17 protein-coding genes are annotated in these 26,221 nt (G+C 40.1%); 9 read left to right on the top strand and 8 right to left on the bottom strand.

The window, feature by feature from the left end; all coding sequences use genetic code 11:
- Positions 1-684: a tetratricopeptide repeat protein gene (locus K6V30_RS00810; RefSeq protein WP_010539447.1), complete on the bottom strand. Its 684-nt coding sequence runs from the start codon at positions 682-684 to the stop codon at positions 1-3.
- A gap of 111 nt (positions 685-795) precedes the next feature.
- On the opposite strand from K6V30_RS00810, the gene K6V30_RS00815 reads away from it, so the two are divergent.
- The 6 genes from K6V30_RS00815 (at position 796) to K6V30_RS00840 (ending at position 9,694) form a co-directional block, all read left to right on the top strand.
- A complete protein-coding gene (locus K6V30_RS00815; RefSeq protein WP_055270546.1) occupies positions 796-2,115 on the top strand; it encodes an MATE family efflux transporter in 1,320 nt (439 codons plus the stop codon).
- Between the two features lie 74 nt (positions 2,116-2,189).
- A complete protein-coding gene (gene pyrH / locus K6V30_RS00820) occupies positions 2,190-2,900 on the top strand; it encodes a UMP kinase (protein WP_010539449.1) in 711 nt (236 codons plus the stop codon).
- Positions 2,901-3,498: 598 nt separating this feature from the next.
- Positions 3,499-5,571, top strand: coding sequence for a glycoside hydrolase family 32 protein (locus tag K6V30_RS00825; protein WP_168166739.1), 2,073 nt, complete (start codon positions 3,499-3,501; stop codon positions 5,569-5,571).
- Between the two features lie 39 nt (positions 5,572-5,610).
- The gene (locus K6V30_RS00830) at positions 5,611-6,771 is read left to right on the top strand and encodes an MFS transporter (RefSeq protein WP_055270550.1); all 1,161 of its coding nucleotides are present in this window, start codon (positions 5,611-5,613) and stop codon (positions 6,769-6,771) included.
- Positions 6,772-6,781: 10 nt separating this feature from the next.
- Positions 6,782-8,092, top strand: a complete 1,311-nt coding sequence (locus K6V30_RS00835; RefSeq protein ID WP_055270552.1) for a sedoheptulokinase — start codon at positions 6,782-6,784, stop codon at positions 8,090-8,092.
- On the top strand, positions 8,093-9,694 hold the full coding sequence (locus K6V30_RS00840) for a glycoside hydrolase family 172 protein (protein ID WP_055270554.1): 1,602 nt from the start codon (positions 8,093-8,095) through the stop codon (positions 9,692-9,694).
- A gap of 590 nt (positions 9,695-10,284) precedes the next feature.
- Here K6V30_RS00840 and K6V30_RS00845 read toward each other — a convergent pair.
- From K6V30_RS00845 to K6V30_RS00875, 7 genes are all read right to left on the bottom strand, one after another.
- Positions 10,285-12,348 carry a glycoside hydrolase family protein gene (locus tag K6V30_RS00845; RefSeq protein WP_055270608.1) on the bottom strand — a complete coding sequence of 688 codons (2,064 nt, stop codon included), beginning with the start codon at positions 12,346-12,348 and terminating at the stop codon, positions 10,285-10,287.
- Between the two features lie 63 nt (positions 12,349-12,411).
- Entirely contained in the window at positions 12,412-14,031 is a 1,620-nt protein-coding gene (locus tag K6V30_RS00850) for a glycoside hydrolase family 172 protein (RefSeq protein WP_055270556.1), read from the bottom strand.
- A gap of 83 nt (positions 14,032-14,114) precedes the next feature.
- On the bottom strand, positions 14,115-14,843 hold the full coding sequence (locus K6V30_RS00855) for a DUF4998 domain-containing protein (protein WP_055270558.1): 729 nt from the start codon (positions 14,841-14,843) through the stop codon (positions 14,115-14,117).
- A gap of 21 nt (positions 14,844-14,864) precedes the next feature.
- Positions 14,865-16,139: a DUF4959 domain-containing protein gene (locus tag K6V30_RS00860; RefSeq protein ID WP_081030898.1), complete on the bottom strand. Its 1,275-nt coding sequence runs from the start codon at positions 16,137-16,139 to the stop codon at positions 14,865-14,867.
- Between the two features lie 30 nt (positions 16,140-16,169).
- Entirely contained in the window at positions 16,170-18,146 is a 1,977-nt protein-coding gene (locus tag K6V30_RS00865) for a RagB/SusD family nutrient uptake outer membrane protein (RefSeq protein WP_055270562.1), read from the bottom strand.
- Between the two features lie 12 nt (positions 18,147-18,158).
- Complete coding sequence (locus K6V30_RS00870) at positions 18,159-21,293, bottom strand: SusC/RagA family TonB-linked outer membrane protein (protein ID WP_070101332.1); 3,135 nt, start codon at positions 21,291-21,293, stop codon at positions 18,159-18,161.
- A gap of 319 nt (positions 21,294-21,612) precedes the next feature.
- Positions 21,613-23,100, bottom strand: a complete 1,488-nt coding sequence (locus K6V30_RS00875; protein WP_055270567.1) for a family 43 glycosylhydrolase — start codon at positions 23,098-23,100, stop codon at positions 21,613-21,615.
- A 284-nt stretch (positions 23,101-23,384) separates the two neighbouring features.
- Here K6V30_RS00875 and K6V30_RS00880 point away from each other — a divergent pair, with 284 nt between their 5' ends.
- The 3 genes from K6V30_RS00880 to frr all read left to right on the top strand — a co-directional run bounded on the left by K6V30_RS00880 (position 23,385) and on the right by frr (position 26,220).
- Positions 23,385-24,476 (top strand): GntR family transcriptional regulator, encoded by a 1,092-nt coding sequence (locus K6V30_RS00880; RefSeq protein WP_055270569.1) that lies wholly within the window; start codon positions 23,385-23,387, stop codon positions 24,474-24,476.
- Between the two features lie 221 nt (positions 24,477-24,697).
- The gene (locus K6V30_RS00885) at positions 24,698-25,609 is read left to right on the top strand and encodes a DMT family transporter (RefSeq protein WP_010539450.1); all 912 of its coding nucleotides are present in this window, start codon (positions 24,698-24,700) and stop codon (positions 25,607-25,609) included.
- Positions 25,610-25,659: 50 nt separating this feature from the next.
- Positions 25,660-26,220, top strand: coding sequence for a ribosome recycling factor (frr, locus tag K6V30_RS00890; protein WP_055270571.1), 561 nt, complete (start codon positions 25,660-25,662; stop codon positions 26,218-26,220).
- The last annotated feature ends 1 nt before the right edge of the window (position 26,221 follow it).

Here is a 26,221-nt window from a genome sequence, read left to right on the forward strand (position 1 = left end):
TCAGCGATTCACCTCTTTCTCTATCAACAAGATCTTATCTAATGTCTTTTTAGCCTCCGTCGATGGAAACCTCAACACTACTTTCTGCAAGGAACTTCGTGCTTTTTCATATCCGGTAGCAAACAGTTTCGACAACCCATCCCGATAACGTGCATACTGCATCTTCGTCGGCGAAGAAATCTTTCTGTAATCACTCTCCAGTTTTTTCTTCTCTCTCTCCGCCATCAAATAATAATAATTGCCGAGAAAAATGTTGGCTGCCAGATTATCAGCATCCAACCTCAATATATTCTCATACAGACGCAACGCATCCTTCTCCTGCCCACGACATACCTGCATTTCGGCAACGGCTTCCAGATAATCTACATTATCAGGGGTCTTCTGCGACAGCTCTTTATAAAACAAAAAGGCTTTATCATAATTCCGATTCTTCTTATAGGCAAGAGCTAACTCATTAGAGAGTTTCGAGCTAATATCACTGCTCTTATCTATACTCGTCCAATAGAACATTTCCGATCGGTCTATATTCAGACTGATAGCCTGGCGGAAATAGCTAACCGCCTGTCCATGCTGACCAGCTTCAATAGCCGCCGAAACTTTATGCAACATCTCATCGACCGTCTGTGCATTCAGCATCAGCGGCAACGAAAACAAAGAAAAAAGAAGAATAGTTAAGGCTTTCATAATCAGTTACATTGTTTCTAGTTCGTGACACGCAAATATACAATAAAAAAATAAAAGATGTACCTTTGTCCGCAAAAAGAACAATCTATTTAACAAAAGTGTTTCTACAAGATGATAAAGAAGAAAACTACCTCCGAAAACAGACGAATATTACAGATTGCCGTACCATCGATTATTTCGAATATTACTGTACCATTGCTGGGACTTATCGATGTCACTATCGTGGGGCATCTCGGTTCTCCGGCATACATCGGAGCGATTGCCGTGGGAGGAATGTTATTCAATATCATCTATTGGATCTTTGGGTTTCTGCGCATGGGAACAAGCGGTATGACTTCACAAGCATACGGCCAGCATGACTTAAACGAGATCAACCGGCTACTGATACGCTCTGTTGGTGTCGGACTATTTATTGCTGTCTGCTTGCTGATTCTCCAATACCCCATTCTTCATCTGGCATTTACGCTTATACAAACTACGGAAGAAGTCAAGCAACTGGCAATGACCTATTTCTATATCTGCATTTGGGGAGCTCCGGCAATGCTGGGCCTTTACGGATTTGCAGGCTGGTTTATCGGAATGCAAAACTCACGTTTCCCGATGTATATTGCCATTACACAGAATATAGTCAATATCATTGCCAGTCTGTCTTTTGTCTACCTTCTGGATATGAAAGTGGCAGGAGTGGCTACCGGGACTCTTATCGCACAGTATGCAGGCTTTTTTATGGCCATACTATTATATATGCGTTATTACAGTACCCTCAGAAAACGTATCATATGGAAAGACATCATACAAAAGCAGGCGATGTACCGTTTCTTCCGAGTAAACCGTGATATATTCTTCCGTACTCTCTGTCTGGTGATTGTGACAATGTTCTTCACGTCGGCTGGAGCGGCACAAGGAGAAGTCGTACTGGCAGTAAACACACTACTGATGCAGCTGTTCACGCTTTTCTCTTATATCATGGACGGCTTTGCTTATGCAGGAGAAGCATTGGCCGGACGCTATATCGGTGCACGAAATCAAACGGCTCTCCACAATACAGTAAACCATCTCTTCTATTGGGGCATCGGACTATCTGCTGCATTCACCCTTTTATACGCAACAGGCGGAAAAGGGTTTCTCGGGTTACTGACAAATGATATTTCAGTAATCAATGCCTCGGATACTTATTTTTATTGGGCACTTGCTATTCCATTGGCAGGTTTCTCCGCTTTTTTATGGGACGGGGTATTCATTGGCGCCACTGCAACCCGGCAGATGCTTTATTCAATGCTAGTTGCTTCCGTCAGCTTTTTTATTATCTACTACGCTTTCCACAATCTTTTGGGAAACCATGCTTTATGGCTGGCTTTCATCACTTACCTGTCATTGAGGGGAATCGTACAAACCTTCATTGGAAGAGAAATTGTGAAGAAAGCGATATGAAAGTTATCGCACAACTATGAGGTCTATCCAACAAATTATCTCTATATTTGCAGTAAACTAAATGTAAAAAGATTATGGCAAAGTATAAAAGAATTCTGCTGAAGCTCAGTGGAGAAAGCCTGATGGGGGAAAAACAATACGGCATTGACGAAAAAAGACTGGCGGAATATGCCGCACAAATCAAGGAAATCCATGAACAGGGAGTACAAATTGGTATCGTTATCGGCGGCGGAAATATCTTCCGTGGATTAAGTGGGGCTAACAAAGGCTTCGACCGTGTGAAAGGTGACCAGATGGGTATGCTGGCAACTGTTATCAACAGCCTTGCACTCAGTTCTGCATTAGTAGCAGCCGGAGTGAAAGCCCGTGTACTTACAGCAGTCCGTATGGAACCAATCGGTGAATTTTACAGTAAATGGAAAGCAATCGAATGTATGGAAAACGGTGAAATCGTTATCATGTCCGGCGGTACGGGAAATCCTTTCTTTACTACAGACACCGGCTCTTCATTACGAGGAATAGAAATCGAAGCGGACGTTATGCTGAAAGGTACCCGTGTAGATGGCATTTATACTGCCGACCCCGAGAAAGACCGCACTGCAACCAAATTCAGCGACATCACCTATGATGAAGTTCTGAAACGTGGTCTGAAAGTAATGGACCTGACCGCTACTTGCATGTGCAAAGAAAATAATCTGCCGATTGTCGTTTTTGACATGGATACGGTAGGTAACCTGAAAAAAGTAATCAGCGGAGAAGAAATCGGAACAGTAGTGCACAACTAAGCTCTGACTCCGTCATACGCATACATACCTTTGTCAGAAATATATCGTTAAACCTCTTTCTGACAGATTACATAGTTCGGCATTGATTTTCGTCTTTGAAAATTAATGCCGAACTATAATTATATACAGTACACTTTCGAACCAATAAGTATCCATATACACATAACAACCGCATTCTATCCATTGCGACAGTTCCCCATAAGCTATCAGACAGAGACGTTTTGCGAATAATATCACATTTTCTCCCGAATAAAAAATCTGCTATTAGTAGACAGACATTCTTTTCACATACATATCATTTCCTTTGCTGCACCTATATGTAAACAATAAAATTAGCATAATTAGATCAAATATGTATCTATTTTATTTGCATATAGAAAACAAAATATTATATTTGCGATGTTATTTAACCTGATAAGAATAAACACCTTTAGCAATATATCATATGAAACACGCCAAAATCAAAAGAAAAAAATGCAGCAGATATGTAATAATGACATATATCTGCCTGTTTTCATTTAGTCATGCTATTCATGGAAACCCTTGTTTAGAAACTGGCGCGGACCATCCTTTCAAAAAAGGGGCAATTGCCATATGGATGTTCTCTGATTTAAATGATGCCACGCAAGAAAACAGCAGACTCAAAAAGAATGGAAACATTTCCTTCATTACCTTGCAAGGGGAAGAAGCCGATGCTTCCAAAATCCGGGGAGGGGATGGAGTAGTAGCAAAATTCAATGGTAGTTGTCTGATTGCAGGACAGGGAGCAGACAATGAGCTGAACTTCAACGGCAAATTTCTATCTATTTTGGCCAGAGTAAAAGCAAATCACATCACCGGCTACACCCCTATCCTAACAAAAGCAGGTAATGACCAAAGCCTCGCCTACAATGTAGCTTTCAATCCCCAAGGAAAAGACATTTATCTGGAAATATTATTGGGGAGTGATGATATCGCGGGAGCACACCTTTTAAAATATAAAATGCCCAAAGAGGAACTTACGCTATGGCACGATATCATTTTCCGTTTCAATGGAGAAATTTCAGAGTTGTATGTGGACGGACAGCTCCGGGATGATGAAATAACAGTAGGCGATATTCGCGACTGGAACCGACGTCCGCTAATGATTGGTGGTCAGTACAGGGATGGAGAAGGATACTCCGACAGTTTCAATGCTTCACCAGAATTTGTTTTCGACGGCTTAATCGATCACATCGGATTGTGGGATCGATATCTGTCCGACAAGGAGATCATGCAACTTTCAGGAGTACAGAATCTGAAGGATGGGCGACCTGAATATTATACAGAAGCTTATCGCCCACAGTTTCATTTCTCTGCCAAAAAGAACTGGCTGAATGACCCTAACGGTTTGGTTTATTACGACGGAGTATATCACATGTTCTTCCAATATATGCCGCCGCACCGCCCCGGAGCCTACAAAGACTGGGGGCATGCCATTAGCAGAGACTTGATTCATTGGGAACAGATTCCAAATCACATTACTCCGCATAAGGTGTGGGCAGGCTGCTGGTCCGGCTCTGCAGTAGTAGATGAACACAATGTAACCGGCTTCCAAAACGGAGATGAAAAACCGATCATCGCATTCATTACCAATGGTGGACATCCTAATGATGGCTTAGGGCCGATGTGTACTCAATGTATCGCCTATAGTACGGATGCCGGCAAAACCTTCACTTACTATGATAAGAACCCTGTCATACGAAACATTCACAATGCCAACCGTGACCCCAAAGTGGTATGGGACGCGAACTCCAAACAATGGATAATGTCTCTTTATATGGATAAAGAATGTGAATTCGGTCTGTTTGCTTCCAACAATCTAAAAGATTGGAGACAACTGTCGACTCTGACTCTCGACGGGGTAACAGAATGTCCCGGATTTCTACCTGTCCCGGCCGACGGAGACAATAACAATATCAAATGGCTATTCTTTGGTGCTAATGGCAAATATAAAATCGGTTCGTTCGACGGTACCCACTTCCAACCAGAAACAGAAATACTGGAAGGAGATTTTGGCAAGAACTTCTATGCAGCGATGACATGGAGTAATGTCCCCGACGGCAGATGTCTGCATTTAGCGTGGATGCCTACACGACGCTATCCGGACATGCCGTTTGAGCAACAAATGAACTTCCCGACAGAACTGACTCTGCGCACTACGCCAAATGGATTGAGAGTATACAGAATCCCTGTCCGGGAAATCAGTAATCTCTATGACCGACATGATAGATGGAAGAATAAAACGATTACGCCCGGTAATAATATATTAAGCAAATTGAAAGGCGACTTATACGATATGCAATTCGAATTCGACATGACTCAATCTTCTTCTTTCACGATTGGTATTCGTGGCGCTAACATATGCTATAATGCTGATAAACAAGAAATTTCCTGTAACGGACCGACAGTGGACAATAAATGGGCAGATTTAGGCAGAGCCACATTAAAGAGTATCGACGGCAAGGTAAAACTGCGTATCTTAGTAGATCGGACAAGCATTGAGATCTTCGGCAATGACGGTGAAATAGTCATTACCTCTAACTTTATGCCCGATTTGCTCCATCGGTCTTATTCTCTCTCCACAGATAAACAAATTAAGATAATATCAGCCGATATCCATTCTTTAAAATCAATCTGGAACATCAATTAATGCCCATAAAATCAATACAAAACTAATTATCACATCATCATGGAAAACAAATTAAACATAAACAAGATCATTCCTATCATGCTTGCCTTCTTCACGATGGGGTTTGTAGACTTAGTAGGAATAGCGACCAATCACGTAAAAGAAGACTTTACGCTATCCGATACAGTAGCCAACACTTTTTCGGTCACGGTATTTCTTTGGTTTCTGATATTCTCGGTACCTACAAGTATGCTGATGAACAGGATAGGAAGAAAGAAAACTGTCCTTCTAAGCATGACTCTGACACTTGCCGGACTTGTTATCCCCAACTTAATTTACGATAGTATCAGCATGTTCGTTGCCTTTTCTTTTATAGGAATCGGAAATACAATCATGCAGGTATCCCTCAATCCTCTATTAGCCAATATGGTAAATCCGGAGAAGCAATCCAGCTTTCTCACATTAGGGCAATTCGTTAAGGCCATAGCCTCCGCCATCGCACCGATTCTTGCAGCCAAAGCGGCCATCTACTATGGGAACTGGAAATTACTCTTTGTCGTATTTGCCATAGTAGATATTATTGCTATCATTTATCTGATGAGTACTCCGATCAAAGAATCGACGGAAAAGAAACAATCTTCTTCGTTCCGCGAATGCATCGGTCTGCTAGGTAACATCATTATCGTTCTATTTTTCCTCGGAATCCTCGTTCATGTAGGCATAGATGTAGGAGTTAACATTACAGCTCCCAAACTCCTACAAGAAAGAGCAGGTATCTCACTCTCAGAAGCCGGATATGTAATCAGCCTATATTTCTTCTTACGTACCATCGGCTGCTTCTCCGGAACATTTATTCTGGCATGGTTCTCACCTGTCAAGTTTTTCACAATCAGTGTATCCATGATTATGGCAGGTATCATAGGACTATACTTTAGCCAAAGCTTGCTTGCCATTTATATATGTATAGGACTCATTGGTTTCGGTAACTCCAATATATTCCCTATTATTTTCTCAAGTGCACTAAGCTATATGCCGACCCGGCATAATGAAATCTCCGGATTAATGATCATGGGAATCATAGGAGGTGCCATCTTCCCTGTTTTGATGGGAGTTGCCTCCGACACAATGGGAGGACAAACTGGTGCGGTGATCGTATTAACGATTTGCGCATGCTACTTGTTATTCCTGATGACCAAAATGAAAAAGATTAACCACATTTAAAAAAGAAAATATGCACTTTATAGGAATTGATATAGGAACAAGCTCTATCTGCGGAGTCGTTTATCATCCGTCCACTCAAAGCGTCATCTCCGTCACTAAAGAAAACTGTGCCAACATCTCTTCGCCCGATAATTGGGAGAAAAAGCAGGATGCAGACATTATTATAAATATTGTATGGGATATAGTCCGCGAATTCCAGACCCGATATAAAGATATTGGAGGAATAGGAATCACTGGCCAGATGCATGGCATAGTATATACTGACGTTCAAGGAAATGCAGTAAGCCCGTTATACACCTGGCAAGACGGCAGAGGAAATCTCCGTTACAAGGACAACCTGAATTATGCCACTCATCTGAAAAATATCACAGGCTATCCGGCAGCAAGCGGATACGGACTGGTTACTCACTATTATAATATACAAAACGGACTGGTCCCGGCAGATGCTTTCAAACTTTGTACAATTATGGATTATGCCGTAATGAAACTCTCCGGAAACAACACTCCGTTGATAGACCCCTCCAATGCTGCCAGTCTGGGGATTTTCGACAAGGAGAAGCTCATTTTCGACACAGAAGCTATACAGAAAGCAGGCATTGAACCAACAATATTACCGGAAATCATGCCATCGGCCTCCATAGCCGGTTACTTTGAAAAGATACCGGTGTATGCTGCTATCGGTGACAATCAGGCTAGCTTTTTGGGTTCAGTACGCGATAAAGATCACTCTATTCACATCACCGTAGGAACCAGCAGTCAGATTTCTATCTATACCGACCGATATATGGAAATTGATTCACTGGATACCCGCCCCTTGCCCGGTGGCGGATACCTTTTGGTGGGAGCTGCCTTATGTGGAGGATATGCCTATGCTCTTTTAAGAAAGTTTTTCAATGATACTTTAAAACTTTTCACTGAAAAAGAACTGTCTAATGCCGACCTCTATAAAATAATGACATCCATACCCTACCCCAAAAATACAAAGGGCAATCTAATCGTTGACACTCTTTTTGACGGTACGCGTTCAAATCCAAATGAAAGAGGAAAGATCACTCATATATCCACCTCCAACTTTACCCCGGAAAATCTAATTATCGGATTTGTTCAAGGAATCAGTGAGGGACTTTATCATTACTTTCAGCTACTGCCAGAATTTCTCAAAACCAATAAAACAAGTCTGGTAGGGTCCGGTAACGGAATCAAAAAGAATCCACTGCTGCATAAAGCACTCGAAGAACGTTTCGGGCATCCGGTACAATTATCCCATATTCAGGAAGAAGCGGCTTTCGGAGCTTGTATTAACCTCAAAAATCAGAAATGAATGAGAACTACTCTATTTTATATATGCAGTCTTGCGACAATACTGTCAGTCTACTCCTGCAAGGAACCTATTTATTCTTCAGGTAAAAATCCGATTACCTTGGAATCACTGATGGAAGAAATGGTTTCCGTAGAAGCCGAACCTTGTTTTCCTGTCCCGTTTTTTACGACCAAACACGTATCCAGTTATGATCGCAGGTCAGTGATACCGGGCACACCTTCTTGGCATGCCAACCGTGACAATACAGGATTCGTCCGTTACGAAGCCAACAACGGACGGGTAGAAAAAGTATTATTCGATGAAAAAGGTCCCGGCGTACTTACCCGAATACTGACTACCGGCGGTTCCGACGGCGCCAATCTCCGCATCTATTTTGACGGAGAAAAGGAAGCCAGTATCCTTCTTCCCGCTTATGACATTTCTTTATTTCCGCTAGATATCCCTGAAGGGCTATTGTACAAGCACGAACACTATTCTACCACACAAGGAAGCAGTTTCTACTATCCCCTCCCTTATGCGCAAAGCTGTAAGATAACGGTAGATAATGTAGACCGTGATTACTTTTTTCATACTTCTTGCCGCACATATCCTAAAGGGACCAAAGTTCAGACTTTTACTCTCAAAGATGGAGAAGCATTGCAAGATAAAGCGCAAAAACTTAGCGAGCAACTCATGTACCCCAAAACATATACTGAAAACCCTGAAACAAAAGAGGCCAGACTGACCGCCCGGTCGTCTTTAAGGATGAAACTTCCTGACGGAGAGAAAGCGATCCGAAGCCTTTCGATCCACGTATCGGAGATTGATTCCGCCTGCTACGCTTCATTCATGCGCAATTTGATAGTCAAAATCTCATTCGACGGTGTTCAAACAGTTTGTGTACCATTAAGTGACCTGACAGGAGCCGGTATGGGAGCACCCGCAGTCCGCAGCTATTACCTGGAAGCGGATGGAAAAGGACATTCGAAACTACGTTTTGTCATGCCCTACCAACGGGAGGCGCATATAGAGGTCGAAAACATTTCCGAAAACTCTGCCGATATTAAAATAGAAGCCTGTATTTCTACCTGGAAGTGGTATGCCAATACCCTATATTTCCATGCCGGATGGAAACAGGAAAACGGATTGGAGACTAACCGCGGTTTGGATTACAATATGGGAACTTTGCAAGGAAGGGGTATTTTTAAAGGTGATATGCTCTCTTTGTATAACCACTGCCCACGCTGGTATGGCGAAGGTGACGAACATATCTGGATCGATCACGAAGAGTTTCCTTCTCACTTCGGTTGTGGCACAGAAGATTACTATAATACAACTTTCGCGCCCATTCATCCCTATTTTAATCCCTTCGGCGGTGCCCCCCGGGAAGATGATGAGGCTTCGAGAGGCTACAACACCTTTGTCCGCACACGAAATCTAGACATTGTACCTTTCAACGAACGTTTGCAATTCGATTTTGAGCTGATCAGCTGGGACGGCGGACAGGTAGATTATGCCTCCACCTTATTCTGGTATGGTGATTTAAAGACAAAAATGACGAATATCTCTGATAGCAAAGAAGCTTTATATGCCCTTCCTCCCGCCATCTATACAGAAAAATAAGTAATACATAGTTAAGGATTCACCTTTCACACCCGTTTATCCATCAATGTTTGATGGTGAAGGGGCTCCCTTCACCATCCCTGTCACTATCTCTCCACAGGAACCGATATATTTCTTTTCGGGCAGATTCGTACTTAAACTACAAATCTGCCCAACTTTTATTGAAGATAACGACATAACAAGTATAAACAAACACAACGCTTATCATTCCCAAGTATGCTAATATTTGCCGTCTGATGTATTAATAGATAAGTTCTGTTTTATTGATGCTAAAGTTACTATGATCCAAGAGTAAACTTGCCAACCATCCGATACAATCTATAAACGCAAGCTTTGTTTTTATAAATGAAGGTTTCATTTATATAATTGCAAGCTTTGTTTTTATAATCAAAGCTTGCAATTATAGATTACATGGTATCAAAAACAAATTTACTATCAGAGATTAATAAGTTTATAAGGCAATATGAGTAACTTTTCTATTAATAAAGGAGAACCGAACTAATGTAGAATGGTGAAAGAATGCCCTTCACCCTCTATCACCTATGAATAGGGCGAAGTGAAGGGTGAAGGGCACTTATGTAAATACAACTTTATTCTGTCAAAAGAGATAAACGGACATTTTTAACTTCCATATTTTCATAGTGGAATTGCAAACGTTCTACAGCTAACTTCTCACGATAGGAGACCATCGTACGCTTTCCGGCTATCTCCGTATCCACCAAAGAGCCATCAAACTTATCGGACGTTTTCACTACCATACGTACAGTAAACGTTTTGTCTGTATCTATCAGATTTTCAATTGCATAATTTCGACCTTGTTGCGGAGCACCTCCTTCACGCAAAGAGCGTTCACGACTGTCTTTATCACCGACAAAAGCATATTGTGCACGCTTCTCTCCGCTATCCAACTTCCATTCGCACGCATCTTGCGTTCCTTTATCGGCAGAAGGCAATAAGTTGACAGTCAATTTGCCGTCAGGGCCGACAGGCGTAACCTCGAAAGTCAACAAGAAAGAGCCGGACGGTATCTTTTCAATCTTATCAGAACTGCCCGACAGTGTAATGGCATCCGGCGAAACGGCAGGCACTAACTCATCCATCCACTTCGTACCAATGCGTCCTTTCGGCAACTGTACCATTTCGTGAATTACCAGCGGGCCTCCCCAAGCTTTCATCCACATCCAACCTGCCATAACAAAACGATTGTTTGAGATCTCAGTTATAGTAGGAACGCAAGAACCGTTATAAAAATCGAGTCCTTCTGCCACAACGTCCTGATATACGGAATCCGGCTGAACGGTCTCTTTAGCCCACAGACGTGTAAAACCACCAATAATATAATCATAATCTCCCCAATGGAAGAAGAAAGTACAATCACCACCCAAAGGAAAATTTTCGTCCAGACAGTGCCAGCCACCACTGACTGAATCAGAAGCCCACGTACCACGAGCTCCATAATTAGCCAGCATTTTCAAATCTCCTTTCGGATCGACATAGATACTTGGATTCTCACAGGGATGAAATAAAATGCCTGTCTTACGAAAATGGATACCATCATCGCTGACCGAATAAGAAGAACCGGCAGCCACGCCGGACATCTGATGACGGTTGAAAGACCCTGTATATCCATGTTTATCCAAGTACTCATACAATTCAGGAAGAGTAGTCTGCTCACGCGGATAAATGCGGGTAGTATGATAACCATAACTGATACAAAGCTGATTGTTGAAAATAAAAGGAGTACCGGTGCCGAACGTTTCCCATTGTTCTTCGATAGGAACGGCTGCTTCATGCTCGGTCCAATGACGAAAATCTTTTGTAGAAAGGTGTTCAAAATAATGTCCTCCGCGACCGAATTTACTTTGGTGTCCACGACGATCGTACAAGTAAAAAAGATGATAGGTTCCGTCGTGATAAAGACTGACCACATCTCCTACCCACGCATTATGTCCGGTCGGAGTCCAGAATTGTACTTGTGGTTGTAATCCGACTGTAGCTCCTTCCGCGCGTTCGGGGTGTAGAGAAGGATAATAGATAGCTGCTTGTGACACAAAGTGAGAATCAATCTTCCAGTTTTTCATTTTCTCGGGAAGAGGATAGCCTAATGGAAAATCATTATCCAGTAATTTGCCGTCTACGTACATGGTCCAGCGGACACCAGAGAAATTCAATATTACTTCGTGCTCTCCCAAAGGCTGATTTAACATAGCCAATGGAATACCGATTATCATTCGTTCCATGTGCCCGTCAACAGGAGACTTCAATTCCAGTCCGGCTTCAAGCACCGGAACTGATCCGTCCGGCATTTTATAAGCAGGATAGTTCTGTTTATTACGGTCTAGTGGATTATGCTGGCGAAGGCAAACATCCAGCACTCCCGGGATCTCGAGAATATGACGGTCGAATGTCGGTATTTCCAGATTCACGGTGAAAGAGATGGCAAATCCTTTTTCTACTTCTTTAATAACAGGCAATGAATCTGCCTGTACAGCACCGCCTAACTTTGCCTGAGCCATTAAAGGCAAATTCATGTTCCACGAATTATTCAGCAATGTTATACGGGCAGGCTCCTGCATTTCCTGCTGGCAAGAGGTCAGTCCTCCACTCAACAGTATTCCGACAAACAAGCATCCTAATAGCAATTTCTTATTCATATATTTCATACTTTGTATTTAATCGAATTCAAACTGAATCCATAGCATATTCTTCAGTCTCAGCTACATAAGATAGGGCAACTGGGACAGAATTTCTTCTTTACCAGAAGACTGCTTTACCTTACTATTCAAATCTCCATACCAATAATTTGTCACAGCATAATCTACTTTACCCGGATTCCAGCTCAACATTTCAATATCAAATTTATATGACTTCTGAAAAGGAATACCATCTAAATTACGAGTACGTACAAAAGCGTTAAAACCATGAGAAGAAGGATTATCGGCCCGTGGCGCACCTCCAAACGGAGTATGGAAAGGAACTACCGGTGCCCAAGAACAATTGTAATGATCTTCTGTCCCCGTCCCATGATGTGAAGGAAATATATCATTATCAACCCATATTACTTCATCCCCTTCTCCATACCAATCAGGAGCATAGTTGAATAGTGAAAGCAAATCTCCCCTAAATACCCCTCTTCCATCAATTGTTATATAATTCCACATATGATTCCCTTTATGATCATCATATCGGTTCGTTATTTCAATGCCTCTTTCCTGTTTCCAAGTCGTGTGAAAATAAAGTGTATTTTTGCTCCATTCCCATTCTGACACATGCGCTCTGACATTCATCCAAACCGGAAACTCAAACAAATTCTCAATTTCTATTTTGGCATTCTTTTTATATGGCATTACCCAACGCGATACGATATGTCCGCGACCATCCGTATCCATATACCAGCTATTCACTTCAGGAGCTCCCAGTCCTGCCCCCGAAAAATCTCCCAACGGCACCCATACTGTCTCTTTTCCATCAAAAGTTATTTTCAGTATCAACTGCCTCATCATCTTTGCATAATCTCCTTTACGGCAATTCACATCAATAAGTAGTGACCGAATAGCATGATTCCCAAGAGGAAGATCTATTGCACTTGTATGATTAGGAGCAATATCCATTGCAAACTCACAACGCTTTCCACCTTTAAAGGTTGAAGGATTCCAAAGCGTCTTGTTTACATCTTGTATTTTTTCCTGCATTGTATGCGTATTCACTTGTCCGACATCAAATGTTTCAACCTCAGTTCCAGATACATAGGTGCGATATTCGATTTCATAATAACGCGGTCCCCAAGTATTCCTGTTTTTATCAAGTTCTTCAAACGTTATCCGGCAGTTTTTCTGGTATGGAAATGGAAACATAAATGTATTCCCTCCCAAACCTTCAGGAGTATAATTCGTATGAATTAAAGAGAGCGCATCTCCAACTTTAAATGGAATGCGTGTCATGTCATACGCAGGAATCACAATACGAGGATTCTCTTCGTTATCAAAATAAAAACGGAGGATACCATTTTTGGCATGAGCACTCATCCAAATACGTGTTACTGCCCCCGGTCCATCATAATCGAACATCACTTTTTCTACTCGCCCCTGAACAGTATCCACTCGCATACAACCAAATCCGTCATCATTAGCATACCACCAATCTTTATCCGGTGATACAGTCCGGCGGTCATAACTACTTACCATCTTACAAGTGTAATAAGGTTCGGGAAACTCTGTTGCTTTTTCAAATGAAATCATTTCATCCAACAAAGTACTTACCATCACTTTATCTGATGCCATAGAAGGACTTTCAAAACACAGAAAGGCCACTACACATAATCCTATAATTATTCTCATATCTAATATTCTATTATCAAAAAGAGTATATCAAAAGTAGTACAAATATACCAATTTTTCAATATACTCTTTTCATTAATTACTTACTCTATGATAATACGGGTTCTTCCGTTCACCGGAACCGAATCCATTGTAACAATATCACTTGAAACCGGATATACATAGGCTGTAAAGTTTACATAATAAGTTGATCCTTTGCTTAACTCCGGAGCGGGCAATGTTAATTCATTCACACGATCTAAACTTGTTACGTTCTCATTTTCCAAGCAGCCCTCAGTGATCACTTTATCTCCATCCTCTGAGACTATTTTATAATCAATATAGCTATACTTACAATAAGCCATACTTACCGCCGACAGTCCAGCCCAATAAACCGATGGTACTCCATCTACTTTAACATAAGAACAAGTAGGAGGAACCAAATTATCTACCATTGTCTGAGAAATAGGTAAAGCTGTAATAGTAGCAGGTACAGAACGATTACCCGCATTGTCCAATGTGTATATAGCAAAATCAAATCCTGTCCCTGTATCAAGTCCGTCGATCACCACAGAGTCTACTAAATAATCAAATATTTTTTGCTGTTTATCAACGCCATATTCAATCAAAATATGTTTTGACTTTTGATCTTTCGGGTTATCCCAGGCCAATGCCACCCGTTCGAATCCAAGATAACTCCGCACTGACGTAACTTTACCGGAATAATTATATTCCTCCAAATACTGTTTATAATTATCATCCATATCTTCACAACCAATCATACCAATGAACGACAATAAGCAACCAACTATATAAATATATTTACGTTTCATAATTATCTGTTTTTATTTAGATCAATCATTAACCTCCAAACCATATAATGTAATCTCAGAGCCTACAGATACCATTCTTTCTGTAAATCCATTCAGAGCCTTAAATCTCAGATAGCGGAATGGCTTGGTATATTTTGTTTCTTTCGGATACAAAATAAACTCATGTCCGGCTATTGCCTCCTGATCAGCTTCATACGAGTCAGCCGGTTTCACAATCTTATACGTTCCTACCAATTCCCAGTCAGTCACACCATCCGTCGGGTCGTCATCATCGCTAATATAAAGCTGGAAAGTCTGCACATTTTCATTGCCATATTTATCGGACAGACGCTGCCAATATCGTACACGGCTTCCTTTGACCGTACGTCCCATATCTATGAAATAAGAATAAGGATACCCCCATTCTCCCGTATTAAAAATGTTATAATTCTCCGGATTCAACTGATAGGTGATATTATCCCAAAACTTCTCAATACGTCCCTCATACGCAGCAGAAGGTGCATTCCTTAAACTGTCTTTTGTAAAAGCTCCCATATATTCATCATAAGGCTGCTGATTATCCGGATTCGGGTCACTATCATAGTTCCAGCGATTGCCATATAATTGTTGATTGGGAAGGAAAGCCCATAATGATTTATTCAATGGAGCATCTTCCAATGGTCTCAGTATCCCACAATCCTGCACCGAAGATATATTTCCATATTGATCTTTCACATAAGTTGAAACGGTATAATCCTTATTCTGCAGGTTTTCTACCAAGAAAAATCCATCTTTCGAATTAGACGAAAGTACTTTCTCGGCAACAGTTTCTCCATCACTCAAACGTACATATACATCTACCGTCTGCTGCAACTCATTAGTCCACTCAGCAATCAATGCAGAGAAGCCCGGGCGAACTGTCAATGTTGCGGCCACTGTATTTGTGTTTGCCTCTAGCGGAGTAATAACCTGCACTACCGGAGCAGACACATTCTCATTGCGATCCACAGAATAAAGTTTCACTTCATATTCTTTCACCTGACCGAATCCTTCCACAAACAATGTATCATTGTATGTACTGCTCGTTTTAGAAACTTTCTCGCCAGAATCTACCGTATAATCCGCACGCACATACAAGAAATCCGGATCTTCCGGGATATCATACAAGAAATATCCTCCACCATAATTGGGAACAAATCGCACATTGGAGATTTGTCCCGGAGCCATCGTATCTTTTTCGTCGTCATCCGAACAACTCGTATTAATCATAAACATTCCGCCCAAAAGTAACATTAAGCTATAATATATCTTTTTCATGTTCCTATTTTCTAATTAAGTGAATAATTACTACCATCCCGGATTCTGTACCAAACTAGGATTCTTGTTAATGTCATCCAAAGGAATCGGGAATAAATAATTTTTAGGAGTTTCCCATGTACGTGCCTGCAACTCTGTCACTTGATAAAAGTCTTCATAAGTACGACCTGAACGTGCATTCCACCCTTTCACTGATGACACGAAGAACTCGCCTGCACGTTTCCAACGACAAAGATCAAAATACCGATGTCCTTCGAATGAAAGCTCAATCAATCGTTCAGCCTGTATTATTTCACGCAACCCTTCTTGCGTCTGGTGCTTGTTGATGTTTTTCACAATAGTCCCATCGCTCCAAACTGTTTCTACATCAGGCAGTCCCGCTCTTTTACGTACCTCATTCAAATAACGATAAGCTTCCGCATCGGGGCCATAATATTCATTATATGCTTCTGCATACATCAGATACAAATCCGCCAAGCGAATAATCGGATTCGGATAACGAACCATTCGCACTGCATGCTCATTCAATGACTCCGGATGCACTAGCTTCTTTATTGCAATGCCCGACCAATAGAAGTCATCTTGCTTCGTACTATAACGCCCGCCCGGGAATTCATCATACTTCATGTGCATCTCAAGTTTAGTCTGTTGATTGCGCCAATAACAATTATCAACAGCAATCCAACTGTAAAAACGTGGTTCACGATTCAAATATAACTTGATTGTTTTCTCATTCGGCTGCATATACCCTAAATGATAAGTGTCATTCGGGATAGTAACTATATCCAACCGATTGTCATAATCAAATGTTTGATCTTCATTGATAGGTACCCCGTTTTTTGTGTAATACAACTCACCCATCCGATAGGAAGCACATAACCATTGCCAACTATAATCCGACACTGACTGATTATCCGGACGACGACATTGGGAAGCATGTTGAAAAGTACCTTGGTCAAAACTACCTACATTAGAATATCCCCATATCAACTCATCATTCCACGGATCAAGAATGGAATAACGATTATTATAGCAATATTCAACAATCTCGGACTTACCCCAGACATCTTTATCAAAGAATTCGATATTCGCTCCACCATCAGCATTATATTTATACAATTTCTTGTTCCGTGCGTGAGCGGCATCAATAGCTACTTTCGTAGCATCCAATGCTCTCTTCCACTTTTCATTATCTTTCTCCATCGGGAAAAGTAGTTCACCGTCCACATTTTTAAAATTACTATAATATTCTGCATTTCCATTAAACAACGGGCTGGCCTGGGTCAGTAACACAACTGCTTTGATTGCCTTGGCAATAGTACGGTCTACCATTCCCAAAAATTCATTAGGACGATCATCTTTCAAGTCTGTCTTTTCATTTCCGTTCTCGTCATACAATACCTCATCAATCAAATCTACCACATACTGAAAACAAACATCTACCGGTTGGCGCTTCAATCGTACCTCGCTTGGCGAAGCGGAAGGAGTCAGATTTTTATCAACAATACAAATGGGTCCATACAAACGAGCCAAATAAAAATGGTAATAAGCCTTTAGTATCTTTACTTGTGCAATCCAGTCTTTCCGATCTTCATCCGTAATATCCTTCACCTTGTCAATATTTTCCAGAAATAGATTACAATAGCGAATGCCCACATACAAAGCTGACGCATTCTTGCCTCCGTTCCAATAACACAAATAAGGATTCTGAGCGCTGTTCCACCCTTTCATTAGTTTTTCACCTGGCATACGATCCGGATTACCAGATTCACCTCCATCCAAACGTACGATAAATTCATCTCCGGCAAGACTCATCGAATTGTTTAACCATCCCCAATTAGGCATATATTCATAACAAGTCGACAATGCACCATAAGCTTGCTCCTGTGTTTCAAACATTGTTTCCAACTCAATAGTATTATCCGGAACAATATTCAGATAATCGCAACTACTCATCCCTATGATAAAAGTTGCTGCCGTTATAATATGTTTTAAATTAAATTTCATTGTTATTACATTTTAAAAATCAAATTGAACACCTATGTTATATACACGCTGTAATGGATACCCTAAACCATTATCCCCCATTTCTGGATCCCACAAATTAAATGAGCTGAAACACAGCAAATTCAAACCTGAGAAATAGAAACGTAGATTACTCAATCCCACCTTACGCAAGGTGTTTTTAGGCAAGGAATAACCAAGTTCTATAGTCTTCAAACGTAAGTAACGTCCATCGCGCAACCACCAAGTTGATTCTTTTTTATAGTTATTAGCATTATTTTCAGTACTCAAACGAGGCCAGAATGCATGGCTCACCGGATTGTTGGGACTCCAATGATCGTCAGCAATATAAGAAACAGCATTCCGATAATTCATAAATGGCGCTATCCTACTCGGATCAATGAAAAATGAATTATGTCCTTGCCCTTGGAAGAAGAAAGAAATATCCCAGTTCTTATATCCTGCAGAGAGCCCAAAACCGTAACTAAATTCAGGTACCGACGGGTAACCAATAGGTACCATATCATTATCGTTTACTATTCCATCGTTATTAATGTCCTTATATTTAATATCTCCTGGCTGAACATTTGTTCCAAATCCTTGCGTAGGTGAATTGGCAACATCTGCCTCATCGATAAACAAACGTTCTGCTATTAATCCCCACTGTTGTCTAACCGGCCAACCAATCGTTCTCCGATATTCATCCCGATAAGCAGGCTCTTCTCTTTCTGTAACCTCATTTTTCGCATAAGTGAAATTAAAACGTCCTGTAAGCCAAGCATCTTTATTAATGGCATAGTTCAAATCGGCAGATCCATCCCAACCCCACGATTTCACTTCACCTACATTTCCCCAAATATCGCTGGTCAACCCCATAGTAGATGGGATATGCGCACGTTTTTCGTATACCTTCTCACGTCGTTCATGAAAATAATCCAATTGTACATCTAATACTCTCCATAAATTGAATTCTACACCAATATCCTGTTTACGGGCAATTTCCCACGTAATCTCCGGATTAGCATAACGTTTTACTCTCAATCCAGAATAAGACGTCAAAAAATCTTTTCCCCAAGTATAGCCACCTTCTCTACCGATATCCGACAAGAAGTAAAAACGATCCTTGGGATCTGAAATATTATCATTACCCACCAAACCATACGAATAACGAATTTTAAATTTATCAACCACCTTAGATAAAGGACGCCAGAAATTTTCATTTGAAATCATATACCCTGCACCTATCGCAGGAAAAACGCCCCAGCGATGGTCTGCATCAAACTTCTCGGAACCATTATATGTAACACTACCTTCAACCAAATATCTAGATTTATAAGCATAATTTGCACGGGCACGTAAAGCCTGATTACGTTGCGGCAATGTCACTTGAATACTTCCTTCCGCTGCCGTATTCTTATTTTCTTCCTGCGTATAGATAACAACCGCTCCTAGTTCATGATCATCATTGAACACATTAGAATAACTGAGCCCTGCCTCAAAATAAAAATGGCTATTTGCCGAACGGGTATTAACCGGCTCTCCCAGCACATCAGAACCTTTCACTATCTCCGACAAACTATAAACATCAGCCAATTCATCATAATCCTTTATATTATAAAAGAATGGAGCATACGAACGATTACTATCATGAGAGCTATCTGTTTTAATAGATACTTTAGCATGAAAGTTAAGTCCTTTAGTCAGAAAATCCAATTTCTGATTAAGTGAAAATTGGGACAATATATTACTGGAGAATCCATCTTTATACCCCTTCACCATATCAGCATAAGGATTAGCCATGCTATTACGAGGATTCATACCGAAAAGCACATGCTTAGTATAAACATTTTTCTCATCCGGTAAATAATATTTAGGAAATTCTACAGGATTAGCATCCATCACTCGGTTAAATATATCATTAGCCTCCACCGAAGGACCTGTATAATTCTGAAAACGAGAATTCATATTTACCTCAAAAGAAGTCGTTTTAGTCAATTGTATATTCACCTTTGCCGTCACATCATACGTACCAATATTGATGTTATTCTGGAAGTTATTCATTTGTTCATTCTTCAAGATACCAGTTTCATTCGTATAGGCTGCTGCTAAATAATATTGGATATCCTTACTACCTCCACTTACATTCAAATAATAATATTGATTATATGTGAGATTCTTAAACAGCTCATCATACCAATTTACATTGGGATAAGCATATGAATTAACCCCATTAATCGTGTTCTGTATTTTTTGTGCTTCATAATAAGGAGGCAACAAAGGATTGTCATTAAACTGCGCCTCATTATACAGCTTCATGTAAGTGACACCATCCACTGTCTTGGGAATTTTAGTAGGTGTAGAAAAACGTGATTCATGACGGAAAGAAATACGAGGTTTTCCTTCTTGCCCTTTCTTCGTAGTCACCATGATAACACCATTTGCTCCTTTTGACCCATAAAGAGCAGCAGAAGTTGCATCCTTCAATATTGAAAATTGTTCTATATTATCAGGCTGTATACGGGCTAAATCATTAGCAGAGATTTCAAATCCATCCAACAAAATCAAAGGAGATGATGAATAACCGAAAGTCGTCACACCACGTACAAAGAATTCAGCATTATCTTTACCTGGTTCTCCACTTTTTTGATAGGAAATTACTCCTGCCAACCGCCCAGCCAAAGCTGCAGTCAGGTTCCCAGTAGGCATTTTTAATTCTTTTGGATTAATGGTTTCAATAGCCGAAGTCATACTTTCTTTTCTCTGTTTACCAAATGCAACAACAGTTACATCCTGTAGTTCATTTGTCTTCGGTGTCATTTTTACATACAAAGTTTTTTTATCACCGATAGTGATAACTTGCGTCTCATACCCAACATAAGAAATAAGCAATTTGTCTGTCGATAACACTTCAATCTCAAACTTTCCATCCAAATCAGTTATAACACCTTTAGTGGACTTATCAACTTGAACTGCGGCTCCTGGAAGAGGAGTATTCAATTCATCAGATACTACTCCTATTACTTTTATCGGACTTTGATCAACAACCGCCAATGCCTGATTAAAGACAGAAGTTCCTACGATACAAAGCAACAACAAAAACATTTTAAGAATCCCGTTCGGTTCTCTTTGTGTGTTTTTAGAATGTTCCATAATTCTACATTTAATAATTAACAATAGGTTTACAAATATAAATTTCATATAATCCTTCCACTATAGAAGGTTCCTGTTTTTCTATGCTAAACTAATCAATATCTATTTTTAATAAAGATTTAAGTATTATCAATAATAAGAGTTTTTATTATTAATTGATCAACATATTGCAAATCTATGAAAACTACACATACATAAGTGTAACTTTCATTTCAAATACTATCAAAATTGATACATTATCCTAACATATACATTACATCACCAGAGCATATAATCCAAACAAACACAAGCTTTTACATCAAACAAACTATAGATAATCTCACCATAATTTGTCATTCCACTGATAAATGTTAATATTTTTAATTGTTGCACTTCCATTTTTCAGGAAGAAGAATAGCTTCTGCCCTTTCTTTTCTGGCAATCGGTTGATAACAGACCGCTTACCATTTATATTCATATCAATAAATTCATCTTTCAATATCAAGTCCAGAATGATTGTCTTTCTCATATCTTTCACCGTGTTTATGCCGGTATTATAGATGAAAGCACTTTCCTTATTAGCATTCAGCTCGATTTTATATCCACGCTCTCTTTTATCTGTAGCTCGCACAAACAAACCGATTTCATCATAATTGCTTAAGGGTTGTATTTCCATCGTAATCCGATAATTGACAGGCAAATCAGATATAGAGGCAACACTGGTACCATTCGGAGAATCTATAATTAGTTTTCCATCCGAATACGAAACAGTTTTGCTACCAACAGGAATCTCAACTTCCGGCATTTGAAGGAGAGACATCTGTGGGAGAGATTCCGAAAGGAATTTTGTATAGAGCGTACCATCTGATCCTTGCACAACTTCCCTCAACAACATATTTCCACCCCAAATCGGACCATCAAAATCCCTATTATTACTTCTGCAAGGCATGTATGCTACTGCTATTCTACGGTTGTCTTTATATTCCGCCGTTTTATAGACGCTAGCCCACTGCTCTACAAAAGCCTGTGTACTAGGATATTCCCAAGGTCCGTAAGGTTTCTTCGATTTAACGTAATAAGTGTCTCCCCCCGTACTATACAACAAATAGTACCAACCATTCCATTGGAAATAATCAGAACACTCCGGAGTAGCTACCTGTCCTGTCAACAGAGATTCAATTTCTTTCCAATCCTTTAAATCTTTAGATATCAGGTGAACCAGATAACCACCGAAACCATCTAGTTCAGGTTCTTTTTTATAACCTGAAATAAAGAGATGATACACATCTTCTCTATCTTTAAAAATTTTTGGATCACGAAAATCACGACTAACGCACTCCTGAGGAGCATAATAGAAAGGATTCGGTTTTTGTTTCACATAAGATTTGCCTTCATCTTCACTCATCGCATAACTCAATTGTTCGTGTACTCCTTTGGCATCTTTCACCCGAGTAGAATAAAACGCATAAAACTTTCCTTTATCTGCTATCACCGAACCGGTACAAATGGATTTCTCCCAATCTTCATCTATACCGACAGCTACTGGATAATGTGTCCAATTAATAAGGTCCTTAGAAGTGCTTAATGCCCATTGATGTCCACCCAGTCCACCCAACCCGGCATGGTGACCTTCATCCAACAACCAATAAATATAGAATGTACCTTTGTGATAATAAGGCATACAGTCACCTGTAAAAAGATGTTTTTCTACAGGTTTAAAATACTGTAGGTTCGTAGTCCTCTGAATTTGCGGATCGTAGTCCTTTACTACTTGCGCAAAAACACTGGTAGAAAATAAGATAAAAACTAATAGCAGTTTTGTTTTCATAATAGCGTTATTTTAGATAGTTGTTAACTAGGTATTCTATATATGTGCGTATTTACTTTGCAAACATAAACTATATTTTTATTAAATGCAAATATATATGCAATATTTTAGCAGCATAATAAACAAATATACATATCATTTATGTAAACCATCAAAGTTACATACAGAATATCACATATTAAGAATAAGCTTAATGACAGTTATTACATTTATTCAATAGCACAAGAGAGAGAATCCACTATTTCTTATTATATTTGCATCCTATTACCAAATAACTCCAAGTAATGAATACAAAACCAAGTTACAAATCGATTTATGATATCTTAAAAAAGGATATTCTAGATGGGGTATATCCTACCGGTTCGCTATTGCCAACTGAGCTTACATTGGCCGATCAATATTCTGTATCAAGACCAACTATAGCAAAAGTTTACAATCAATTACAAGCCGAAGGTTACATTACGAAAAAAAAAGGACTGGGTACTATCGTCAACCACAAACATACTGCCACCACATTGACATTCGGATTATTACTTCCCGGAGCTGGAGAGTCCGAAATATTCTCTATTATCAATGACCAGTTACTGAAACAATCGGAAGCAGGTAAATTTAACTGTTTATGGGAAGGCGCCACCGCAAGCAATGCAGATATAAGACGAGAGTTGATAGAAACCTGTTGCGACAATTACATAAAGAAAGGGGTAAACGGCATATTCTTTTCTCCACTGGAAAGAGTAGCCAACGCAGACGAGATCAATATTCGAATCTGCGATAAAATAGAGAAAGCCGGTATTCCGCTTATCCTTATTGACAGAGATATCTATAATTTCCCCAAAAGAAGTAATTTCGATATTGTTTGCCTAGACAACTTTAGCGCAGGTTGTATTATGGCACAACACTTAATAGATCAAGGATGTACTCATATTCACTTTTTCTACAGACCTGACTCCGCAAATTCCGTAAACATGCGTTTATCAGGAATTAAAGAAATGGTACAGCAGAACAAACTCCCATTCGATACGAATAATGTGCATTGCGGTAATCCGGAAAACATCAACTTTGTAAAACAGATGCAAATCATATCCGGTAAGACAGGCATCATCTGTGCGAATGATTCTACAGCTGCTGTTTTAATGTCAACTTTAACAGATATTGGTTTGCAAATATCTGAAGACCTGCTCATATGCGCCTATGACAACATGAAATATTCTATGCACTTAAAACACTCACTGACATCATTCAAACAACCGTGTGAAGAGATAGCCAATGTCAGTGTAGAGCTTATGTTCAGAAGAATCAATCGTATTAACGCCTTCCCGGTTACAGTAAATCTTGCAGGAGAAATAGTAATTCGTGATTCAAGCAAATTTGGTTAATTACGATCTAGATATGATAAACCTTTAAAGACAGGCATCTCCGTGTATGTGAGATGCCTATTTTTATAAGAAGATAGGCCCAATTTAAACTTCCCCTAGCATAACTAAAGACTATTTCTCGCCTACGAAGAATTAAATTATACTATCAACCCACTAAATACTTGTTTATCATCTGCGAACTTCGTACTTTTGCACGCTATTTTTTTAGAAAGCATACATAAATGAATAACAAGACCAAAGGTTTTATCTATGGAGCTATCGCCGCTGCAAGCTACGGCATGAATCCTCTCTTCGCACTCCCGCTTTATGCAGTTGGCATGAGCGTTGATACTGTTTTATTCTATCGCTATGCGCTTGCTGCGATCGTACTCGGTATTTTAATGAAACTGCAAGGACAGCCTTTCGCCCTCCGGAAAGCAGATATCCTTCCTTTGGTAATCATGGGGCTACTATTTTCATTTTCATCTCTGCTTTTATTTATGAGTTATAATTATATGGATGCCGGAATTGCTTCTACCATTCTATTTGTATATCCGGTAATGGTAGCTGTTATTATGGGAGTATTTTTCAAAGAGAAAATTTCCGCAATTACTGTCTTCTCTATTTTACTGGCACTCTCGGGCATTGCCCTACTCTACCAGGGTGATGGGAATAAGCCACTCTCCACCATAGGAATTATCTTTGTTTTACTGTCATCCCTCTCTTATGCCATTTATATCGTAGGAGTCAACCGGTCTTCGTTAAAGACACTGCCGACCACCAAGCTTACGTTTTATGCGATACTATTCGGACTATCAGTTTATATAGTCCGCTTAAATTTCTGCACGGAATTACAGATGATACCATCCCCATTATTGTGGGCAGATGTATTGGCTTTGGCTATTCTTCCCACTGCTGTATCACTAATTTGCACAACATTAGCGATCCATTATATAGGTTCCACTCCTACCGCTATATTAGGTGCTTTGGAGCCTGTAACAGCACTATTTTTCGGAGTCCTCCTGTTTCACGAAAAACTGACTCCACGATTAATGGCCGGCATTTTAATGATTATCACTGCCGTTACCTTGATTATCCTCGGCAAGTCGCTTATAAAAAAGATGAGTATGCTGTTGCAGATAAACAAAAAATAGTATACTTTTGCTAATCAATCAACCAAATAGCAACTTTAAATATCAAAAATATGGTAGACGTAAAGACTTGCCTTGACAATGCACAAGAAAAAATGGATATGGCCATAATGTATCTGGAAGAAGCATTGGCACATATCCGCGCTGGGAAAGCGAGTACCCGACTGTTGGATGGTATCCGCGTAGACTCTTATGGAAGTATGGTAGCCCTCAGCAACGTAGCTGCTTTATCCACTCCGGATGCTCGTAGTATCACCATCAAACCATGGGACAAAAGCATGTTCCGTGTCATCGAAAAAGCCATTATCGACTCTGACCTTGGCATTATGCCTGAAAATAATGGTGAAATTATCCGTCTTGGTATCCCTCCTTTGACGGAAGAACGTCGTAAACAACTAGCCAAACAGTGTAAAGCTGAAGGCGAAACAGCCAAAGTGAGTGTACGTAACGCTCGTCGTGATGGTATCGACGCTCTGAAGAAAGCTGTAAAGGACGGACTAGCAGAAGACGAACAGAAGAATGCAGAAACCAAGCTACAAAAGATCCACGATAAGTATATCAAACAAATTGAAGATATGCTTGCCGACAAGGATAAAGAAATCATGACCGTTTAAT

The sequence above is a fragment of the Bacteroides faecis genome (genome assembly GCF_020091505.1).
In the GTDB taxonomy this organism is placed as follows: domain Bacteria; phylum Bacteroidota; class Bacteroidia; order Bacteroidales; family Bacteroidaceae; genus Bacteroides; species Bacteroides faecis.

Bases quoted from the DNA above. Each gene is read 5' to 3' on its own strand.
- pyrH (WP_010539449.1), top strand. From the start codon at position 2,190: ATGGCAAAGTATAAAAGAATTCTGCTGAAGCTCAGTGGAGAAAGCCTG.
- K6V30_RS00880 (WP_055270569.1), top strand. From the start codon at position 23,385: ATGAATACAAAACCAAGTTACAAATCGATTTATGATATCTTAAAAAAG.
- frr (WP_055270571.1), top strand. From the start codon at position 25,660: ATGGTAGACGTAAAGACTTGCCTTGACAATGCACAAGAAAAAATGGAT.
- K6V30_RS00830 (WP_055270550.1), top strand. From the start codon at position 5,611: ATGGAAAACAAATTAAACATAAACAAGATCATTCCTATCATGCTTGCC.
- K6V30_RS00810 (WP_010539447.1), bottom strand. From the start codon at position 684: ATGAAAGCCTTAACTATTCTTCTTTTTTCTTTGTTTTCGTTGCCGCTG.
- K6V30_RS00840 (WP_055270554.1), top strand. From the start codon at position 8,093: ATGAGAACTACTCTATTTTATATATGCAGTCTTGCGACAATACTGTCA.
- K6V30_RS00835 (WP_055270552.1), top strand. From the start codon at position 6,782: ATGCACTTTATAGGAATTGATATAGGAACAAGCTCTATCTGCGGAGTC.
- K6V30_RS00875 (WP_055270567.1), bottom strand. From the start codon at position 23,100: ATGAAAACAAAACTGCTATTAGTTTTTATCTTATTTTCTACCAGTGTT.
- K6V30_RS00850 (WP_055270556.1), bottom strand. From the start codon at position 14,031: ATGAGAATAATTATAGGATTATGTGTAGTGGCCTTTCTGTGTTTTGAA.
- K6V30_RS00885 (WP_010539450.1), top strand. From the start codon at position 24,698: ATGAATAACAAGACCAAAGGTTTTATCTATGGAGCTATCGCCGCTGCA.
- K6V30_RS00865 (WP_055270562.1), bottom strand. From the start codon at position 18,146: ATGAAATTTAATTTAAAACATATTATAACGGCAGCAACTTTTATCATA.
- K6V30_RS00825 (WP_168166739.1), top strand. From the start codon at position 3,499: ATGTTCTCTGATTTAAATGATGCCACGCAAGAAAACAGCAGACTCAAA.
- K6V30_RS00855 (WP_055270558.1), bottom strand. From the start codon at position 14,843: ATGAAACGTAAATATATTTATATAGTTGGTTGCTTATTGTCGTTCATT.
- K6V30_RS00860 (WP_081030898.1), bottom strand. From the start codon at position 16,139: ATGAAAAAGATATATTATAGCTTAATGTTACTTTTGGGCGGAATGTTT.
- K6V30_RS00870 (WP_070101332.1), bottom strand. From the start codon at position 21,293: ATGGAACATTCTAAAAACACACAAAGAGAACCGAACGGGATTCTTAAA.
- K6V30_RS00815 (WP_055270546.1), top strand. From the start codon at position 796: ATGATAAAGAAGAAAACTACCTCCGAAAACAGACGAATATTACAGATT.
- K6V30_RS00845 (WP_055270608.1), bottom strand. From the start codon at position 12,348: ATGAATAAGAAATTGCTATTAGGATGCTTGTTTGTCGGAATACTGTTG.